This is a genomic window from Aeromonas sp. Prich7-2 (genome assembly GCF_017939255.1).
GTDB lineage: Bacteria > Pseudomonadota > Gammaproteobacteria > Enterobacterales > Aeromonadaceae > Aeromonas > Aeromonas caviae.
The window spans coordinates 82,484-100,015 of record NZ_JAGKRI010000373.1 but is presented as its reverse complement, the minus strand read 5'-3'; the positions used below and the strand labels follow the sequence as shown (position 1 = coordinate 100,015).

General features: G+C 62.1%; 14 protein-coding genes and 1 other RNA gene. 2 read left to right on the top strand and 13 right to left on the bottom strand.

The features are described 5' to 3' along the window. Window positions 1-126: 126 nt before the first annotated feature. The 7 genes from J9892_RS24310 to J9892_RS24280 all read right to left on the bottom strand — a co-directional run bounded on the left by J9892_RS24310 (window position 127) and on the right by J9892_RS24280 (window position 9,626). On the bottom strand, window positions 127-825 hold the full coding sequence (locus J9892_RS24310; RefSeq protein WP_210539187.1) for a hypothetical protein: 699 nt from the start codon (window positions 823-825) through the stop codon (window positions 127-129). Between the two features lie 446 nt (window positions 826-1,271). Next, window positions 1,272-4,148, bottom strand: coding sequence for an aminomethyl-transferring glycine dehydrogenase (gene gcvP / locus J9892_RS24305; protein ID WP_210539186.1), 2,877 nt, complete (start codon window positions 4,146-4,148; stop codon window positions 1,272-1,274). Between the two features lie 232 nt (window positions 4,149-4,380). Beyond that, window positions 4,381-4,770, bottom strand: a complete 390-nt coding sequence (gene gcvH / locus J9892_RS24300) for a glycine cleavage system protein GcvH (protein WP_010675081.1) — start codon at window positions 4,768-4,770, stop codon at window positions 4,381-4,383. Window positions 4,771-4,846: 76 nt separating this feature from the next. Continuing rightward, window positions 4,847-5,944 (bottom strand): glycine cleavage system aminomethyltransferase GcvT, encoded by a 1,098-nt coding sequence (gcvT, locus tag J9892_RS24295; RefSeq protein ID WP_134997405.1) that lies wholly within the window; start codon window positions 5,942-5,944, stop codon window positions 4,847-4,849. Between the two features lie 381 nt (window positions 5,945-6,325). After that, window positions 6,326-7,546, bottom strand: coding sequence for an FAD-dependent 2-octaprenylphenol hydroxylase (locus J9892_RS24290; RefSeq protein ID WP_201997069.1), 1,221 nt, complete (start codon window positions 7,544-7,546; stop codon window positions 6,326-6,328). Window positions 7,547-7,645: 99 nt separating this feature from the next. Further along, window positions 7,646-8,869 carry a 2-octaprenyl-6-methoxyphenyl hydroxylase gene (ubiH, locus tag J9892_RS24285; RefSeq protein WP_210539185.1) on the bottom strand — a complete coding sequence of 408 codons (1,224 nt, stop codon included), beginning with the start codon at window positions 8,867-8,869 and terminating at the stop codon, window positions 7,646-7,648. Window positions 8,870-9,056: 187 nt separating this feature from the next. After that, complete coding sequence (locus J9892_RS24280) at window positions 9,057-9,626, bottom strand: UPF0149 family protein (protein ID WP_042864005.1); 570 nt, start codon at window positions 9,624-9,626, stop codon at window positions 9,057-9,059. Window positions 9,627-9,799: 173 nt separating this feature from the next. On the opposite strand from J9892_RS24280, the gene zapA reads away from it, so the two are divergent. Both zapA and ssrS read left to right on the top strand, forming a co-directional pair. Then, on the top strand, window positions 9,800-10,132 hold the full coding sequence (zapA, locus tag J9892_RS24275; protein ID WP_010675086.1) for a cell division protein ZapA: 333 nt from the start codon (window positions 9,800-9,802) through the stop codon (window positions 10,130-10,132). Between the two features lie 16 nt (window positions 10,133-10,148). Continuing rightward, window positions 10,149-10,331, top strand: a non-coding RNA gene (gene ssrS, locus J9892_RS24270) — 6S RNA. Window positions 10,332-10,464: 133 nt separating this feature from the next. Here the strand turns inward: ssrS and emrD are convergent. The 6 genes from emrD to J9892_RS24240 all read right to left on the bottom strand — a co-directional run bounded on the left by emrD (window position 10,465) and on the right by J9892_RS24240 (window position 17,515). Further along, window positions 10,465-11,664: a multidrug efflux MFS transporter EmrD gene (gene emrD / locus J9892_RS24265; RefSeq protein WP_109112651.1), complete on the bottom strand. Its 1,200-nt coding sequence runs from the start codon at window positions 11,662-11,664 to the stop codon at window positions 10,465-10,467. Between the two features lie 271 nt (window positions 11,665-11,935). After that, window positions 11,936-13,366 (bottom strand): ATP-binding cassette domain-containing protein, encoded by a 1,431-nt coding sequence (locus J9892_RS24260; RefSeq protein WP_210539184.1) that lies wholly within the window; start codon window positions 13,364-13,366, stop codon window positions 11,936-11,938. After that, window positions 13,363-14,169, bottom strand: a complete 807-nt coding sequence (locus J9892_RS24255) for an ABC transporter permease (protein ID WP_069651411.1) — start codon at window positions 14,167-14,169, stop codon at window positions 13,363-13,365. The genes J9892_RS24260 and J9892_RS24255 overlap by 4 nt, the downstream gene beginning before the upstream one ends. Before the next feature lie 2 nt (window positions 14,170-14,171). Beyond that, window positions 14,172-15,134, bottom strand: a complete 963-nt coding sequence (locus J9892_RS24250) for an ABC transporter permease (protein ID WP_180911004.1) — start codon at window positions 15,132-15,134, stop codon at window positions 14,172-14,174. Continuing rightward, window positions 15,131-16,657, bottom strand: a complete 1,527-nt coding sequence (locus tag J9892_RS24245; RefSeq protein ID WP_042882954.1) for an ABC transporter substrate-binding protein — start codon at window positions 16,655-16,657, stop codon at window positions 15,131-15,133. The genes J9892_RS24250 and J9892_RS24245 overlap by 4 nt, the downstream gene beginning before the upstream one ends. A gap of 195 nt (window positions 16,658-16,852) precedes the next feature. After that, a complete protein-coding gene (locus J9892_RS24240) occupies window positions 16,853-17,515 on the bottom strand; it encodes a glutathione S-transferase N-terminal domain-containing protein (RefSeq protein ID WP_039038751.1) in 663 nt (220 codons plus the stop codon). Window positions 17,516-17,532 lie beyond the last annotated feature (17 nt).

Sequence of the window (17,532 nt, the reverse complement as noted above, 5' to 3'; positions counted from 1 at the left end):
TAAGAAGTTGCTTGAGGTACTGGGTTGCATTGATAATAGTCATGGCTTCGGGCGTGTCGGTTTTTTTTTGCGATTAAATCAGATCACAAACGAAGCCTTTTTTCTATCTATTTCAATTGGTTGTAGCTAAAGATCCTGTACATGTAACCCAGATAAGGAATGCGCATTTGCATCCGTAAACTCTCTGTTAAACCTCAATATATCATTATCAATGAATGTGCGCATGTTATGAGCATGATATCTAGACAAAGCTGTTTGTAGGTATTGTTTTGGTATCAGGTCTGGGAGTAGAGATATACGGTTAACAAGTTCATGAAATATTTTTCGTGCACTATTACTATTACAATGTGATAATGAAAACAGTAACACTGATGTCATCCATAATGACTCGCCATATTCATTCTGGAAAGATATTATTTCTGATACGGCAGACTCATAATCACCATTTATTATCAGCTTCGTAACCAATCTTTTCTTTATTTCAAAGTCCAGTAAAACATCGCTATTCTTAACAAGCAGCAAAGCGTATATTACAGCCAACTTCTCATTACTTATTTGAGAGGGTCTAAATTGAGGATTTGTTGTATGCGTTTCTAACTTTAACTCATAGTAATTTAGAGTTCGACGAACAAACTCGTTATTCATGAGCACATTAAATATGATGGAAAAAGACTCGATATTATCATGTTCCATGACAAAACCATAAAAGTTATCCCTGATAACTTCCATCTTATTTCCAGCTGCGAATGGAGTATTTAGGATGGAACTAATAACCTCATGATTTGCCTTGATTTTGTTTTTTTTCTTTCTTTTCATTAGTTTCATAACTTTTCTCTGTTAAAAAACAAAAATCCAACAAATATCACTAAATATAGTTGAAGGATTGTTCCATTTGGAGAATACATTACTAGCCACAGCAAGTAAATGTCATTTATATCATTAACCACTAAATTAGTCTTAACTGTAGTACTTCTTGGCTCAAATCACGCGAAATAAGGCATCCAAACCGCCGAATTGAAAACTCCGGCATGTGATATATGAAGTGTGAAGTGTCACGGTTTCCAACTTAAATGGCCGTGATTACAAGAGGGAGGCCCTGACCTGCCTGAAAGAGCCAACCGAGATCATTTTTGTAATTTAATTACAGATAATCACCGCACAAAATTAAAAGGCCCTGCTGTTGCAGGGCCTTTGAGTTTCCAACTTAAATGGTCGGTTTCCAACTTCAATGTCACGGTTTCCAACTTAAATAGCCGTGATCAGCGCCGCGATTACTTGGCGTAATCCTCGGTGGGCACGCAGGAGCAGAACAGGTTGCGATCGCCATAGACGTCGTCGATGCGGTTGACCGACGGCCACAGCTTGCTGGCGCGCACGGCGTCGGACGGGAAGACCGCCTCGGCGCGGCTGTAGCCACGGTTCCACTCTGCATCCATCACGTCGTCCTGGGTGTGCGGCGCATGGACCAGGGGGTTGTCGGCGAGGCTCCAGTGACCGTCCTGCACCCGGGCAATCTCGGCGCGGATGGCGGTCATGGCTTCCACGAAGCGATCCAGCTCGCGCTTGGATTCGGATTCGGTCGGCTCGACCATCAGGGTACCCGCTACCGGAAAGCTCATGGTCGGCGCGTGGAAGCCGTAGTCCATCAGGCGCTTGGCCACGTCCATCTCGCTGATGCCACTGGCTTCTTTGAGCGGGCGGATGTCCAGGATGCACTCGTGGGCCACCCGACCGTTGCGACCTGTATAGAGCACGGGGAAGGACTCGCCGAGCTTCTTGGCCAGGTAGTTGGCGTTGAGGATGGCGACCTGGGTGGATTTCTTGAGCCCCTCGTCACCCAGCATGGCGATGTACATCCAGCTGATGGGCAGGATGCTGGCCGAGCCGAACGGGGCGGCAGACACGGCGCCGTTGTCACGGCTCTCCTTGTCGGTCTTGACCACGGCGTGACCGGCCACAAACGGTGCCAGGTGTTTCTTCACGCCGATGGGGCCCATGCCCGGACCACCACCGCCATGAGGAATGGCGAAGGTCTTGTGCAGGTTGAGGTGAGAGACGTCCGCGCCGATAAAGCCTGGCGCCGTCAGCCCGACCTGCGCGTTCATGTTGGCGCCGTCGAGGTACACCTGACCACCATACTGGTGAACGATGTCGCACACCTCCTTGATGGTCTCCTCGTACACCCCGTGGGTGGAGGGGTAGGTCACCATCAGGCAGGAGAGCTGGTCTCCGACCTCGGCGGCCTTGGCCCGCAGGTCGTCCAGATCCACGTTGCCTGCCTTGTCACAGGCGGTGACGATGACCTTGAGGCCCGCCATCTGGGCGGAAGCCGGGTTGGTGCCGTGGGCAGAGGCCGGGATGAGGCAGACATCGCGATGCCCCTCGCCGCGGGACTCGTGGTACTTCTTGATGGCCAAGAGGCCCGCGTATTCGCCCTGAGCGCCGGAGTTGGGCTGCATGCAAACCGCATCGTAGCCGGTCACCTTCACCAGCCAGTCTTCCAGATCTGCCAGCAGCAGCTGGTAACCCTGGGTCTGCTTGAGCGGTGCGAAGGGATGCAGCTTGCCGAATTCAGGCCAGGTCACCGGGATCATCTCGGCGGTGGCGTTGAGCTTCATGGTGCAGGAGCCCAAGGAGATCATGGCGTAGTTCAGAGCCAGATCTTTCGCTTCGAGACGGTGGATGTAGCGCAGCATCTCGGTCTCGGAGTGGTACTTGTTGAATACCTCGTGGGTCAGCACGGCGTCGGTGCGCAGCAGGTCTTGCGGAATGGCGTGATGAGTCTGGGCGGCCTGGTCGAGGGCCTCCACATCGAGGCCGTGACCCGCCCCAAGGAACAGGTCGAACAGCTCGGCCACATCGCCTCGGGTGGTGGTTTCAGAGAGGGACACACCGACCGCACCGTCCAGATCCGCACGCAGGTTGATACCGAGCCCTTCGGCCTTGGCAATGAGTGCAGCCTTGTCTGACGTCAGGACTGTGAGGGTATCGAACCAGCTTCCGTGCTTGAGGGCCACGCCCTTGGCGGTGAGGCCGAGCGCCAGGATGGTGGTCAGACGGTGCACGCGGGAGGCGATGGTCTTGAGCCCCACCGGGCCGTGGTAGACGGCGTAGAAGCTCGCCATGTTGGCCAGCAGCACCTGGGCGGTACAGATGTTGGAGTTGGCCTTCTCGCGGCGGATGTGCTGCTCGCGGGTCTGCATGGCCATGCGCAGGGCGCTCTTGCCACGGGCATCCTTGGAAACGCCGATGATGCGACCCGGCATGGAGCGCTTGTAGGCGTCGCGGGTGGCGAAGAAGGCGGCGTGGGGGCCACCGTAACCCATGGGCACACCGAAGCGCTGGGCACTGCCGAACACCACGTCGGCACCCAGTTCACCTGGGGATTTGAGCAGCAGCAGGGAGAGCATGTCGGTCCCGACGCAGGCCAGCCCCTTCTGGGCCTGGACGGCGGCAATGAAGGAACGCAGATCGGCCACATTGCCGGTGGTGCCCGGGTACTGGAACATGGCACCGAATACCTCTTCGCTCACGGCCTCGCCCGCAGGGCCGACCACCACATCGAAACCGAAGTGGACCGCGCGCTCCTTGACCACGTCGATCACCTGGGGGTGAACGTCGTCGGCCACGAAGAAGAGGTTGGATTTGGATTTGGCCATGCGCTTGGCCAGCGCCATGGCTTCAGCGGCGGCGGTGGCTTCATCGAGCAGGGAGGCGCTCGCCAGATCCATGCCGGTCAAGTCCAGGGTCAGCTGCTGGAAGTTGAGCAGGGCTTCGAGACGGCCCTGGGCCAGCTCGGGCTGATAGGGGGTGTAGGCGGTGTACCAGCCCGGGTTTTCCAGCACGTTGCGCAGGATGACGTGGGGCACGTGGGTGTCGTGGTAGCCCATGCCGATGTAGCTCTTGGCGATCTGGTTCTTGGCCGCATAGCCCTTGAGCTTGGCCAGGGCCTCCACTTCGGTCATGGGGGCGCCGATACCAAGCGGCCCCGGACGGCGGATGGCGGCGGGGACCGTCTGCTCAATCAGATCGTCCAGGCTCTCGGCCCCCACGGTGGCGAGCAGGGCCCGCAGTTCTTCCTCACCCGGGCCGATATGACGGCGGATGAAATCGGTTTTTTGCTCGAGTTCAAACAGTGACTGGGTCATTTCCCTATTTCCTGGTAATAGGTCCTGGCATGACATCCTGACAACCAAGACCTGATGTTCCTGTAGCCGGTCGATACCGGCTCCACTCATGTTCTGTGTCCGCCGCAGGCAGACGGGGAATGCGGCAAGGGCATCCCGAAGGCGCAAAGGCTGCGCCTTTCCTGCAACCGCCATGGCCGCAGGATGGCAGTCATACAAGTGGGCCCTGCTGTGTTGGCAGGGCCCGGGGGCATTACTCTTCGTCCACCACGTTCTGGTAGCCTTCAGCATCCAGCAGGTTGGCGAGCTCGCCCGCGTCGTCCAGCTTGATGCGGAACAGCCAGCCGGCGCCGTAGGGGTCGGAGTTGACCAGCTCGGGGCTGCCTTCCAGCTCTTCGTTGACGGCCAGGATCTCGCCGCTCACCGGGCTGTAGATGTCGGAGGCGGCCTTGACGGACTCCGCCACGGCGCAATCTTCACCGGCGCTCACCTGCTTGCCCACTTCCGGCAGATCGACGAACACCATGTCCCCCAGCAGATCCTGGGCGTGCTCGGTGATGCCGACCACGGCTTCGCCGTTGGCTTCAACACGGACCCACTCGTGGGAGGTGGCATATTTCAGTTCGCTCGGGATATGGCTCATTTGTGCTTCCTTTATGCTCTTGGATCGCTTCAACAAAAATGGGGCGGCGAAGGTCAACCCTCGCCGCAATCAATGATTACACCAACGGCTGGCCGTTGCGCACGAAGGCCGGCTTGGTGACTTTCACGGTGACCTGCTTCTTGCGGATCTCCACCTGGGCCTGTTCGCCGATATCGCGGGGCACCCGCGCCAGGGCAATGCTGTAACCCAGGGTGGGCGAGAAGGAGCCGGAGGTGATCACCCCCTCCCGTGTCTCGCCGCTCTCGCTGGTGAAGGTGACCGGCATGCCGGCACGCAGCACGCCCTTTTCTTCCATTACCAGACCCACCAGCTTGGGCTGGTTGCCGGCGGCCTTCTGGGCTTCCAGGGCGGCGCGGCCGATGAATTGGCGGGAGGCAGGCTCCCAGGCCAGGGTCCAGGCCATGTTGGCGGCAAGCGGAGAGATTGACTCGTCCATGTCCTGACCGTAGAGGTTCATGCCCGCTTCCAGGCGCAGGGTATCACGGGCACCCAGGCCACAAGGGGCCACACCGTTGTCCAGCAGGGCCTGCCACAGATCGCACGCCTTCTCTTGGGGGACCACGATCTCGTAGCCATCTTCGCCGGTGTAGCCGGTGGTGGCGATGAAGAGATCCCCGGCCTGCACACCGAAGAAGGGCTTCATGCCTTCGACCGCCGCATTCTGCTCGGGGGTGAACACCTTGGCCGCCTTGGCCTTGGCGTGGGGGCCCTGCACCGCGATCATGGCAAGCTCGGGGCGCTCGGTCACGCTCACGGCAAAGTCGATGGCGTGATGGCGGATCCAGGCCAGATCCTTCTCGCGGGTGGCGGAGTTCACCACCAGGCGGTAGAAGGTATCGGTCAGGAAGTAGGTGATGAGGTCATCGATGACGCCGCCTTCCGGATTGAGCATGCCGCTGTAGAGGGCCTTGCCGGGGACGGTGAGTTTGGCCACGTCGTTGGCCAGCAGGTGTTGCAGGAAGGCTTTGACCTGCTCGCCGGTCAAATCGACGATGGTCATGTGGGAGACATCGAACATGCCTGCATCGGTGCGCACCACATGGTGCTCTTCCAACTGGGAACCGTAGTTGATGGGCATCTCCCAACCGTGGAAGTCCACCATCTTGGCACCCGCTTCCAGGTGTTTCGGATGCAATACAGTAGTCTGGATCATCGCTGTGTTTCCTTAAGCGTTCGCGACAACACTCGCAATCCGCCCCGGCTCGTCGGGAACTACGGACCACAAGCTCTGTGCTCGTTCCCGCCCGGGCGGGCAGGAGTGATTCCTTGAACGGAGCGGATTATATGACAAGCGTGCCGGGGCACCGCTCAAAAAAAACTAATCCTCACCCGACTCACTGACACCAGACACTAAGGCAAAAACAGTGATAAAAACAGTCAAAACCGCGCCATTGCGGGATTTAATGTTGATTTTTACCGTTCCGTCACAATTTACAGAAAAACGTTTCGCTTCTCGCCAACATTAAAGGCTGACCCCCCAAAGGGTCATCTCGCCCTGTCAGATTAGTTTTTTTGTTAAAACCCCGGGGTAAGATTAGATTTTTTCACCCTTGGCCAGGGTGGGCAGCTCCCCATCCAGCCCCATGGCGGCCCGGATCATGCCCTGCTTGAGGGGGCCAAGACCGTCGACGGCGCGAAGCCCCACCCCGCGCACCAGCTTCTTGAGGGGGTTGCTGCCCGCAAACAGTCGCTTGAGCCCCTCCATGGCCGCCAGCATGCGCGCCGCCTCGCTCTTGCGCCAGCGCTCGTAGCCCCGCAGGTTGGCGAGCAGGCCGATGTCCGCGCCCTTGCCGTGATGAATGAGGATCTGCTCCGCCAGAGCGGCGGCATCCAGCAAGCCCAGATTCACCCCCTGCCCCGCCAGCGGGTGGATGGTGTGGGCCGCATCCCCCACCAGCACCAGGCGCTCGCGGGCAAAGTCGCGGGCGTAGCGGGCGGTCAGCGGAATGGCGCTGCGAGCCCCCTCCACCTTGCACAGCCCGAGGCGCCCATCAAAGGCGGCGGTGAGCTGGCGGTTGAAGCCGTCGTCATCCAGGGCGCAGAGCGCCTCGGCGCGGGCCGCGGGCACAGACCACACGATGGAGCAGAGGTCGGGCTGCCACAGGGGCAGGAAGGCGAGCGGCCCCTCGGGGGTGAAGATCTGGCGGGCCACCGCCTCATGGGGCTCGGCACAACGCACCGTCGCCACCAGGGCGTGATGACCGTAATCCCAGCTGGTGAGGGGAATGTCTGCCTGACGGCGCACCCAGGAGTGGGCGCCATCGGCGGCCACCACCAGCTTGGCCGAGAGGGCCTGGCCATCTTCCAGCAGCAGCAGGGCGCCCGCTGGCCCGCACTGCAGGCTGGTGGCCCGGGCCGGGGTCAGCATCTGGATATTGCTGGCCCCCGCGATGGCGTCCAGCAGCGCAAGCTGGATCACCCGGTTCTCGACGATGTGGCCAAGGGCCCCCTGACGCAGGCTGGCAGCATCGAAATCGATGTGGCCGAAACTGTCCTGCTCCCACACCTGCATCTTCTCATAGGGCTGCAGGCGGCGCGCCACTATGCCGTCCCAGGCGCCGACCCCTTGCAGGATGTGCTGACTCGCGAGGCTCAGGGCACTGACCCTGTTGTCCGGCGTCTCACCAAGCGTTGCATCGGGCAGCCGGCCTTCCACGATGGCCACCTTGATCGCCCGGTTCTTGAGGGCGGCAGCGAGCCCCAGGCCCACCATGCCCCCCCCCACGATCACCACATCCACATCTTGCATCTGCATTCTCTTGTGTCCTTTCCGGCGGGTCGCCAGGATCTGCGAGGCGACGCCCACAGGCGTGCCTCTTGCTCGAAATCGTCTTTGCCGCCGGGACGACAGCGCTTATTGGCCGCACACCTCGTCCACGAATCCCAGGGTGCGGGAGGCGAGCGGTGCCTTGAGCCAGGGCACTCTGCCCATCAGGGAGAGCGCCAGATTGCGGCCCACCACCAGGGGAGCGTGATGGTTTGAGAAGAGCTGGGCCAGGGAGGACGTGAGCCAGACGGTCTGGGCCTGATCGTCCCGCCGCTGCTGCCAGTAGCCGCTTAGCACCTCAAAGCCGCCGATGTCTTCCCCCGCCGCGAGCGCACGGGCCAGGGTCCGGGTCAGCACATCCAGATCCCGCATGCCGAGGTTGAACCCCTGACCGGCGATGGGGTGCAGCAGGTGGGCGGCGTTACCCACCAGCACGGTGCGCTGGGCCAGCGGGTAGTCGGCCACCGTCAGCACCAGCGGATAGAGGTGGCGCACGCCGGTACGCTCGATGCGCCCGAGGCGCCAGCCAAAAGCCTGCTGCAGACGGGCGAGAAAGGCGGCGTCATCCAGTGCAAGCAACCCCTGTGCCTCGTCCCGCGGCACGCTCCACACCAGAGAAGAGAGGCCGTCCTGCATGGGCAGCAGGGCCAGCGGCCCTCCATCGGTGAAGCGCTCGAAGGCCCGCCCGGCGGGATCCTCGGCGGTCTTGACGGTGGCGATGATGGCGCTCTGGCCATAATCGTGGCGACTGACCGGCATCTTGAAATGCTGGCGCACGAAGGAGTGGCCCCCGTCGGCCGCCACCAGCAGCCGGGTGCGGTAGCGCGCGCCCCCCTCCAGGGCGAGCGTCACTCCCCCCTCGTCGGGGTCGATGGCCTCAAGCCTGGCCGGGCACAACATACGGATCTGCGGGCAGGCGGCGATCGCCTCTTGCAGCACGATGCCCGCCGCCGACAGCTCGATCACCTGACCGAGGGCGGGCAAGCCATACTCCGCCGCCGACAGCCGGGTCTGGCCACAGTGGCCCCGATCCGACACATGGATATGGTTGATGGGGGAGCAGTGGGGTACCAGGTGCGGCCAGAGGCCGTGACGGGCCAGCGCCTCGCAGGTACCGGCGGAAAGCGCGATGGCACGGGCATCGAAACCGGGATGAGCATTGAGCTCGGGCGCACTCGCCTCCAGCAGCAGGATCTGCAGGGGGGCGCCATCCTGTCCTTTCAGGGCGGCAAGGGAGAGGGCCAGCACGGCACCGCTCATACCACCGCCGACGATAGCCACGTCGACGTGAACCAGATCAGATTGAGACATGAGAAGAGGGCATAGGCGAAAAAACGTGGGCCAATCCTACCACAAAGGTGGCGGACGGGATGCGAAGCCACGGGCAAAAAACCGCTTTGGCACCATGGGTTAGCAGAGTGCCTCCCCTGCTCTCACCCCTTGTAAAACAGAAAGAGCGCCGTGATGCGCTCTTTCATTGACCCGCTGGGCGGGCAGATCAGTGCAGGGTCGGCGGCGTACTCGGCGCGGCCGGGCGCTTGCCAAACTCCTCGAACGCCATCATGACCCCGAGGCGCACGTGTTCGTAGAGCACCAGGAAGGAGGCTTCGTTCTCTTCATCTTCCTGATCGAACTCGGCAGAGACCTGGGTGATGCTGGCGATGTCCTGAATCATCTCCTGCAGCTCTTCGGATGCCTTGGAGAGCTCCTGTTGGACCACGCCAAAGCCGGCCAGGAAGGCCTGGGACCAGTCCACCAGCGAGTCGATGCGCTCATCGAGCGGCGCCTCGTCGCTTGGCAGCAGCAGCTCGACGCCCTTTTGTGCCATCAGGCTCTCGATCACCTCGTGATAGAGGTCGGTCATCACCTGGCGCACCGGTGCCGGCAGACCGAAACCGTCGTTGATCAGATCATTGAAATGGGGCTGCCAGCTTTTGTCGTCCAGGGCCACGCCACCGCACACCAGGCCGCAGATCACGCCATGGGCCTCGACGGCCGTCGCCATGAGGTCGTGCTGTGCCATCAGGTCCGCCACGGCGGCGTATTTCAGGGGGTTTGTTTTGCTCATCTAGGATCCGCTCAAAGTTCAGGCAAATATGCAGAATTTATGGCCGAGATCCTAGCATTCTCCCCCTGCCAGAGCCAGCAAGGCCTTGAAACTTCTGCATCTGCGCTATATAGTCCCGCCCAGTTGTCCACGTGGATATAGGCGGAAATCAGCCCCGCCGTATTGAGGAAGGCATGAGCATAGAGGCCGTAGAAATCGTCATTCTGGGACGTCCCTACAAGGTGTCCTGTCCCCTGGGACAACAAGATGCCCTGCGCCAGGCCGCCGACCAGCTGACCGACAAGCTCATCGAGCTTCGTCAACGTTCCAAGGTCTCCAGCAACGAACAGCTGGCCGTCATGGCAGCGCTCAATTTCTGTCATGAGCTCTGCCTTGAAAAAGAGAAAAACCACCAATACTCTGAGACCATGGACAAGCGGATCAAGATGCTGCAACGCACCATCGAAGCCGCCTTGATCGAGCACGGACAATACGGTGAATCCAGCGAAGAGGCGCAACAGCCCTAATCGCACCGAGTTTTGAAATTCCCTGGAGTGTTTGTCAGCCGGTTCAAGTCCCCGAGCCGATATTCATACCAAACAGGGGGTCTGCCTTCTGGCTATTGAGCATGCTCGGCCCGACCGAGAAGCCTGCGGCCAGATTAGATCTCCGCCTTGAACCGACGGTTCAAGGGCCCAAACCGGCAACGGCATCTCCGGGGTACCTATCCAAAAAAGCCCGTCATCACGACGGGCTTTTTCTTTGCCTGCGCGGCAACCCCCTTCCACTCCCCTGCGGCGTCTCGCCACCCGGCAGGAGGCAGTAAAAAGCCCGCCAACGGGGCGGGCTCTTGGCCGTGTCAGACGGCCATCTGCTCGTGGGGCGCGCCGTGGTGGCGCAGCCACACAAAGCTCAAGGCCACGATCAGCACCATCACCGTCATGATGGCCCCCAGGGTCACCTGCCCCGTCATCGGGAAGCTGGCGGCCAGCAGGGTTACCACGCCAGCCCCCAGATTCTGCATGCCCCCGAGCACGGCTCCCGCAGTGCCGGCCTGGCCCGGGAAGGGCTCGATGGCACAGGAGGTGGCGGTCGGATAGAGAATGCCGCTGCCAATGAAGTAGACCGCAGCCCCGCCCACCAGGGAGGCAGCGCTCACCATGCCGAGCAGCCCGGGTACCAGGATGATGAGCGACCCCAGGGCCAGGAAGGCGATGCCAAGGCGCATCAGCTTGCCCTGGCTCAGGCGAAAACTCAGTCTGGCGGAGAGCCAGGCGCCGAACAGATAACCGGGCAGCGGCAGCACGAACAGCACGCTGACGGTGCGGGCACTCAGCTTGAGCACGTCCCCCAGCAACACCCCTGCCGCCGCCTCGAACACCGCGAGGCCGGCAAAGGTGGCCATCAGACAGAGCAGGTTGCCCTGAAAGCGCGGGTTGCCGAGCACATGACGATAGGCGGCGCCCACCCGCAGCGAATGCTGGCGGGCGGATGCTGGCAGCGTCTCCCCAAACCAGGCCAGCAGCGCAAGGGTGGTCAGGGCACCAAAACCGAACAGGAACCAGTAGCCGGCACGCCAGTTGAACAGCTCGGTGAGCCAGCCGCCCAGCACAGGTGCCAGCAGAGGGGAGAAGATGACCCCCATGCTTACCAGGCTGTTGGCACGGTTGAGCTCGGCACCACTGTAACGGTCGCGCATCACGGTCCGGCTCATGGCGCCCCCTGCCCCGGTGCCCAGCCCCTGGATCAGGCTGCCCGCCAGCAAGGCGGTGAAGCTTGGGATCAGCTGGATGGTGAGGGTGCCGACCAGGAAGATCATCATGCCGATGATGAGCACAGGGCGACGACCGATGCGATCCGACAAGGGGCCATAAACGAACTGGGAGAGGCCGTAGGGAATGAGGTAGCAGGCCATCACCGCCTGCATCTGGCCGGAGGCCACATGGAAGTCCCCCGCCATCATGGGAATGGAGGGCACATAGAGGGTCTGGGTCATCTGACCCACGGCGACCATCAGAATGGTCAGGAAAAACAGGGGATAGAAGCTGTGCCGATACATACTGTCGTCCGAAAAAGATCAAAAAGCCGCCACCCTCCGGGCAGGGATCTGCAGGAGGTGTCTGACAAAGGTCGTTGAAGAGGAACAAGGCGGAGGACCCGCACCCGCCAGCAGCAGGACGCTCTCTGGCTTACGACAATATTAGTGATTCATATCACAAAAAACGAACGAAACTTTATAATCTGCTTACCCAAGTTTTTCTAATGCGACGGGGCCCAAGGCCCCGTCACTGTCATCTCATCATGGGGGAAGGATTCATCCTGTCCCCTCTTTATCCCACTCTTCTCACCTCGGCCGACGCGCCTTCGAACATGGGGGTACCCGCCTCCCCCAGTCTCAGACAACGAGGAGCAACCTTGCCGGCCAGCCCCTCGTCATGGGTCACCAGCAGCAGGGCGCAGCCTATCTCTCCCAGTTCCTCCAGCAGACAGGCGATGGTCTGTTGCTGGCTCAGGGGATCGAGCCGGGACGTGGGCTCATCGGCGAACAGCAGCACGGGGCGCAGCAACAGGGCCCGGATAAGCGACAGCCGCTGCAGCTCCCCTCCCGAGACCTGGTTTGGCAGGCGCGTCAGCAGCCGTTCATCCAGCCCCAACCGGGCCAGATAGTCGACAAGCCGATGGCGAGGCAGCCTGTGCAGACGCAGCACATCATCGAACTGGGTGGCGAGGCGCACTCGGCTGGCAAAGGCCAGCACCGGATCCTGATAGAGCTTCTGCCAGCGGCAGGGGGCTATCCCTTCCCGGCGCAGCACCTCCCCTTGCAGGGGGCGTTGCAGACCCAGCAGCACGTTGCCGAGGGTGCTCTTGCCCGCGCCGCTCGGCGCCATGATGGCCATTCGCTCCCCTTGCGCCAGGGCAAGGTCGAGCCCCGTGAACAGGGGTTGATCCCCATATCCCATGGCAAGCCCCTTCCCGCGGATGAGCCAGTCACCGGTGGGAGGGATGGTCGCCTCGGGCCAGGCGGAGGGCTCCGCCGCCAGCAGGGCCCGGGTATAGGCATGGGATGGCGTGTGCAGCACACGCTCGGCGGGCCCCTGCTCCACGATCTCTCCTCCCTTGACCACCAGCACCCAGCCCCCCAATGCGCGAGCCAGGGAGAGATCATGGGTGATGGTCAGCAGATGGCGTCCACGGGCCAGGTAGCCCAGCAACAAGGCACCCAGCCTGGCTGCGGCCTGGCTGTCGAGCCCCTTGGTGGGCTCGTCGGCCACCAGCAGACGGGCCTCCCCCAGGGTGGCGGCGGCAAAGGCCGCGCGCTGGGCCATGCCTCCCGAGAGTTGGTGTACAAAAGCGCCCTCCCGCCCGGCCAGTCCAAGCCGCTCGAGGGCGGCGCGGGCCCGCGATCGGGCCTCCTTACCCCCTGGCAGCCACCCCTCCTCCACCTGAGCAAGCAACCCCATGGTGGGATCCAGCGCCAGCACCGGCTCCTGGGGCAGCATCGCCAGCTCCCGCCCCCAGAGAGTGCGCAGGCGAGGCGTGTCGGCCAGGTTGTGATGGCGGCCACCCGACACCATCTCGCCCCGGCCTGTCAGGGGGGCTGGCAAGGTCCCCATCAGGGCATGAGCCAACAGGGATTTGCCCGAACCGCTCTCCCCGATCAGGGTCAGGGCGGTGCCGGGATGAATGGTGAAATCCAGCGCCTGCAACAGGGTTTTCTGGCCATCATCGACCTGCAACCCCTTGATATGAATGGCCGTCATGAGGTGGCTCCTTGTGAAGATGGCATGTCAAAGCCGCGCGTCTGATGAAGCAGCACCAGAGCCAGCAACATCAGCCCCATGACAAGAATGGGGGCCAGTAGCAGACGGGGAGCCTCCTGATAGTGGGGCAGTGCCTCCGTCATCATCAGCCCCAGCTCCGGCGTGGGCGGCTGAATGCCCACTCCGACAAAGCCCAGGGTAGAGAGGGTTAGAATGGCACCCGCTAGGCCGAAGGCCATCATGGTGAGCAACTGGGGGGCGAGCTCGGGCCAGAGATGGCGCCGCACCACATGGGCATGGCCGAATCCCAGCAGACGGGACGCCTCCACCTGGGGCGAGGCGAGCAGCCCCCGGCTGCGGGCACGCACCACCCGGTAATACTCCACCCACTGGGCCATGGCCAACCCGAGATAGAGGATGGCAAAGCCCCCCTGGGCCATGGCGGAGAAGAGCAGCACCAGCAACAGGCCTGGCAGGGCCAGCACGCCGTCGGCCAGACTGCGCAGCAGACCGTCGACCCAGCCGCCGCGCCAGGCCGAGAGCCAGCCCAGCAATGAGCCCAGCAGCGCCGCCGTGATGACGCACAGCAGTCCCAGCAGCAGGGAGAGCCGGGTCGCCGCCGCGAGGCGCGCCATCAGGCTACGCCCCATCTGATCCCGCCCGAGGGGCTCCTGCCAGGAGGGATCAGCCAGAAACTGTGCCAGATCCTGAGCCGCCGGATCGGGCCAGAGCACGGGGCCCAGCAGGGCAAACAACACCACCAGCAGGAGCAGGCCCAGCCCCGTTTTGACAGACAACGACATGATCAGAACTCCTTGGGACCACGGGGGTCAATGGCAAGACAAAGCAGATCGGTGAGGGTATTGAGCAGCACGAAGAGCACCGCCAGCACCAGCACAGTCCCCTGAACCATGGGGATGTCGCGCCAGAAGATGGCGTGCACCAGCGCATGGCCGATCCCGGGCCAGGCAAACAGGCTCTCGACCACCACGACCCCCTCGATGAGCAGCACCAGCTGCACGCTGGTGTAGGCGATGATGCTGACCCCGGTGTTGCGCAGACCGTGGCGCCAGAAAACCCGGGCCGGCGAAAGCCCCTTGGTGAGGGCAAATCGGTAATAACCGGACTGCACCACGGTGAGCACGCTTTCACGCACCACCCGAGAGAGCACGCCGGAGAGCCCCAATCCCAGGGTCAGGGCGGGCAGCAGCAGGTTGCTCGCCTCCCCGTGCCCTGCCGCACTGACCCAGCCCAGCTCCACCGAGAGCATCACCATGAGCACCAGGCCGAGCAAGAAGGGGGGCAACGCACGCATCAGCACGCTCCAGCCCAGGGTCAGGCGATCACACCATCCCCCCGGGCGCAGCGCACTCAGGCTGCCAAGCGGCAGCGCCACCACCAGCGCCAGCACCACGGAGGCGCTCGCGAGCGTCAGGGTGGCGCCCAGGTGATGACCCACGTCGGTGGCGACCGGTGCGCCCGTCACCAGGGAGCTGCCGAGATCCCCTTGCAGCAAGGCCCACAGCCAGTCGCCAAAACGGGCAAGGGCCGAGCCGGCCAGCCCCAGCTCGCTGCGCACCGCGTTGGCCGCCTCGGCGGTGACATAGTCATAGCCATAACGACCCGCCGCGATGCGAAAGGCGATGTCTCCGGGCAGGGACTGCACCATCAGAAAACAGAGTCCGGCCACCAGCAGGGCAACCACCAGCGCCTGCATCAGACGCTGACCCAGTATCCCCATGACGCGAGACAAGGGGGTCGCTGTCATCGTGCGCTCCATGTCAACTTGTCCAGGCCATAGCTGCGCTCCTGGGGATCGAGTTCAAACCCCTCCAGCCCCCGACTGACCGCCGCGCTCTGGCGGTACCAGGCGATGGGCAGGAGCGGCAACTCCTGTTGCAGTGTCGTGGCTATCTCCCGGCGAGCCGCGGCGGCGTCTGTGGGCGACAAGGCTTGCGTGGCAAGGCGGGTCAGTGTTTGCGTCATGGCCGGGGAGTGCCAGTTCATCACCCCCCAGTCCGCACCGGCAGGGGCCAAGTCCCCCAGCAAAGTGACCAGGGGATCCGGTACCAGGGCATAATTGCGGGCGTAGAGACCAAGCTGGAGCGAGCCGTCCTGATGGCCCGCCGGGATCTCGCTCGAGTTGCCCACCGCCACCTTGAGATCCACCCCCACCGCCTTCCACTGCGCCTGCAGTGCCGTGGCGAGGAGCGGCAGCTCCGGACGGTCAGGGAAGGTACGCAAGGTCAAGGCGAAGCGCTCTTCCCCCTTGCGCAGCACACCGTCCTCTCCCGGCTGCCAGCCTGCCGCCGCGAAGGCCGCCCGGGCCGCCTTGACGTCATAGGCAAGCGGCGTCAACCCGAGCTGGTGCCACTCCCCCAGAGTGGGGGGAAAGAGCTGGGTTGCCGCCATCTCGGGATCCCGCAGCAGGGCGGCTGCCATACCACGACGATCGATGGCGAGACTCAGGGCACGGCGCACCACCGGATCGCTCAGACGAGGATCGGCGCCATTGAGCTTGAGCTGGATGGTCCGTGGCAGGGTAACCGAGGCGATGGAGACCCGTGACGCCTGCTGCAAGCGGCGGATGCTGACCGGATCCAGCCCCCAGGCAATATCGGCCTGACCGCTCTCGGCCATCAGGGTGCGGCTCTCTGCACGCCCCACCGTCAGGTAGCTGACCTCCTCGATTGCGGGCCTGGCCCCCTGCCAGCCGTCGAAACGCACAGTCTCTATCCGCTGGGGTTGTTGCAGGCGGGTGATGCGGTAGGGGCCAGAGCCTATCACCTGGGTTACCTCCCCCTTGGCATCGTAGGCGGCCTTCGCCAGGATCTGGGTGCTGGGGTGGGCCAGCACGGCCGGCAGGGAGGCGAAGGGTTCGCTCAGGGTGACCTTCAAGACGCCATCTCCAGATCCGATGGACGCAATGGGAGCGCTGGTCATCACGCCGGGCTTGCGCCAGGCCTGTTGCAGGGCAAAAGCGGCCTGCTCGGCGCTCACCTCGCTGCCATCGTGAAAACGGGCCCCGGGACGCAACGTGAATCGCCACTGCAGACCGTCATCGCTACGCGACCACTCACTGGCAAGCCCGGGTTGCAGATTGCCTTTCCCATCGACATCCACCAGGGTCTCCGCCACCTGCATGCGAGTAAAGAAGACCCCGTTGCTGGCGGGGTCGACACTGTGGATCTCCCAGGGCCCCACCATGGCAAGCGGTTTGCCGTCGGCTGCAGTCGTTCCTGCCATCAGAGCCAGGGCGAACCACCCGGCTGCGGTGCATTTTTTTGTCATCCTTTCCATCCAAGCTTCATGTTCATCAACCAAAGAAATGGCGTTATAACATAACAATTAATCAGGAAAAATGACTTTTGATTTTTGATAAATGGCTTATTTGAAAGACAAAAAGCGACTGCGATGCAGATCGTCAAACAACGGGGAGTCAAAGGGGAATAAAAAAGATGGCCCGTCAGGGCCATCATGATGGTGTCAGCGAGTCACCATCTGCTGCGCCCGCTTGACCTGATCCTCGGGGCTCTCATTGCGCGGTGGAATGGTGATGCCCTTCTGGCAGGCGGGCCTGGCTTCCATGCGTGCCATCCAGGCCTGCAAATGCACCAACCCCTCGATGGAGATACCACTCCAGTCGTGGATGCGCACCCAGGGCCAGGTAGCGATATCGGCGATGCTGTACTCGTCCGCCAGATACTCATGGTGTGCCAGATGACCGTCGAGCACCTCGAACAGGCGTCGCCCCTCCTTCTGGTAACGCTCGATGGCGGCCGGGATCTTCTCGGGGAAATAGCGATAGAAGACGTTGGCCTGCCCCATCATGGGACCGACGCCCCCCATCTGGAACATCAGCCACTGGATCGCCTGGGAGCGGCGCTTGGGATCCTGCGGCAGCAACTTGCCGGTTTTTTCCGCCAGATAGATAAGGATGGCGCCGGACTCGAACACCGCGAAGTCACCGTTGTCCCGATCGACGATGGCCGGGATGCGGCCATTGGGGTTGATGGCCAGGAACTCGGGCTTCTTCTGCTCCATGGTCGCGAAATCAAGGGGAATGACCTTGTAGGGCAGCCCCAGCTCTTCGAGGGCGATCGACACCTTGAACCCGTTGGGCGTGGCGGCAGTGTACAACTCTATCATCTTGGACTCCTTGAACG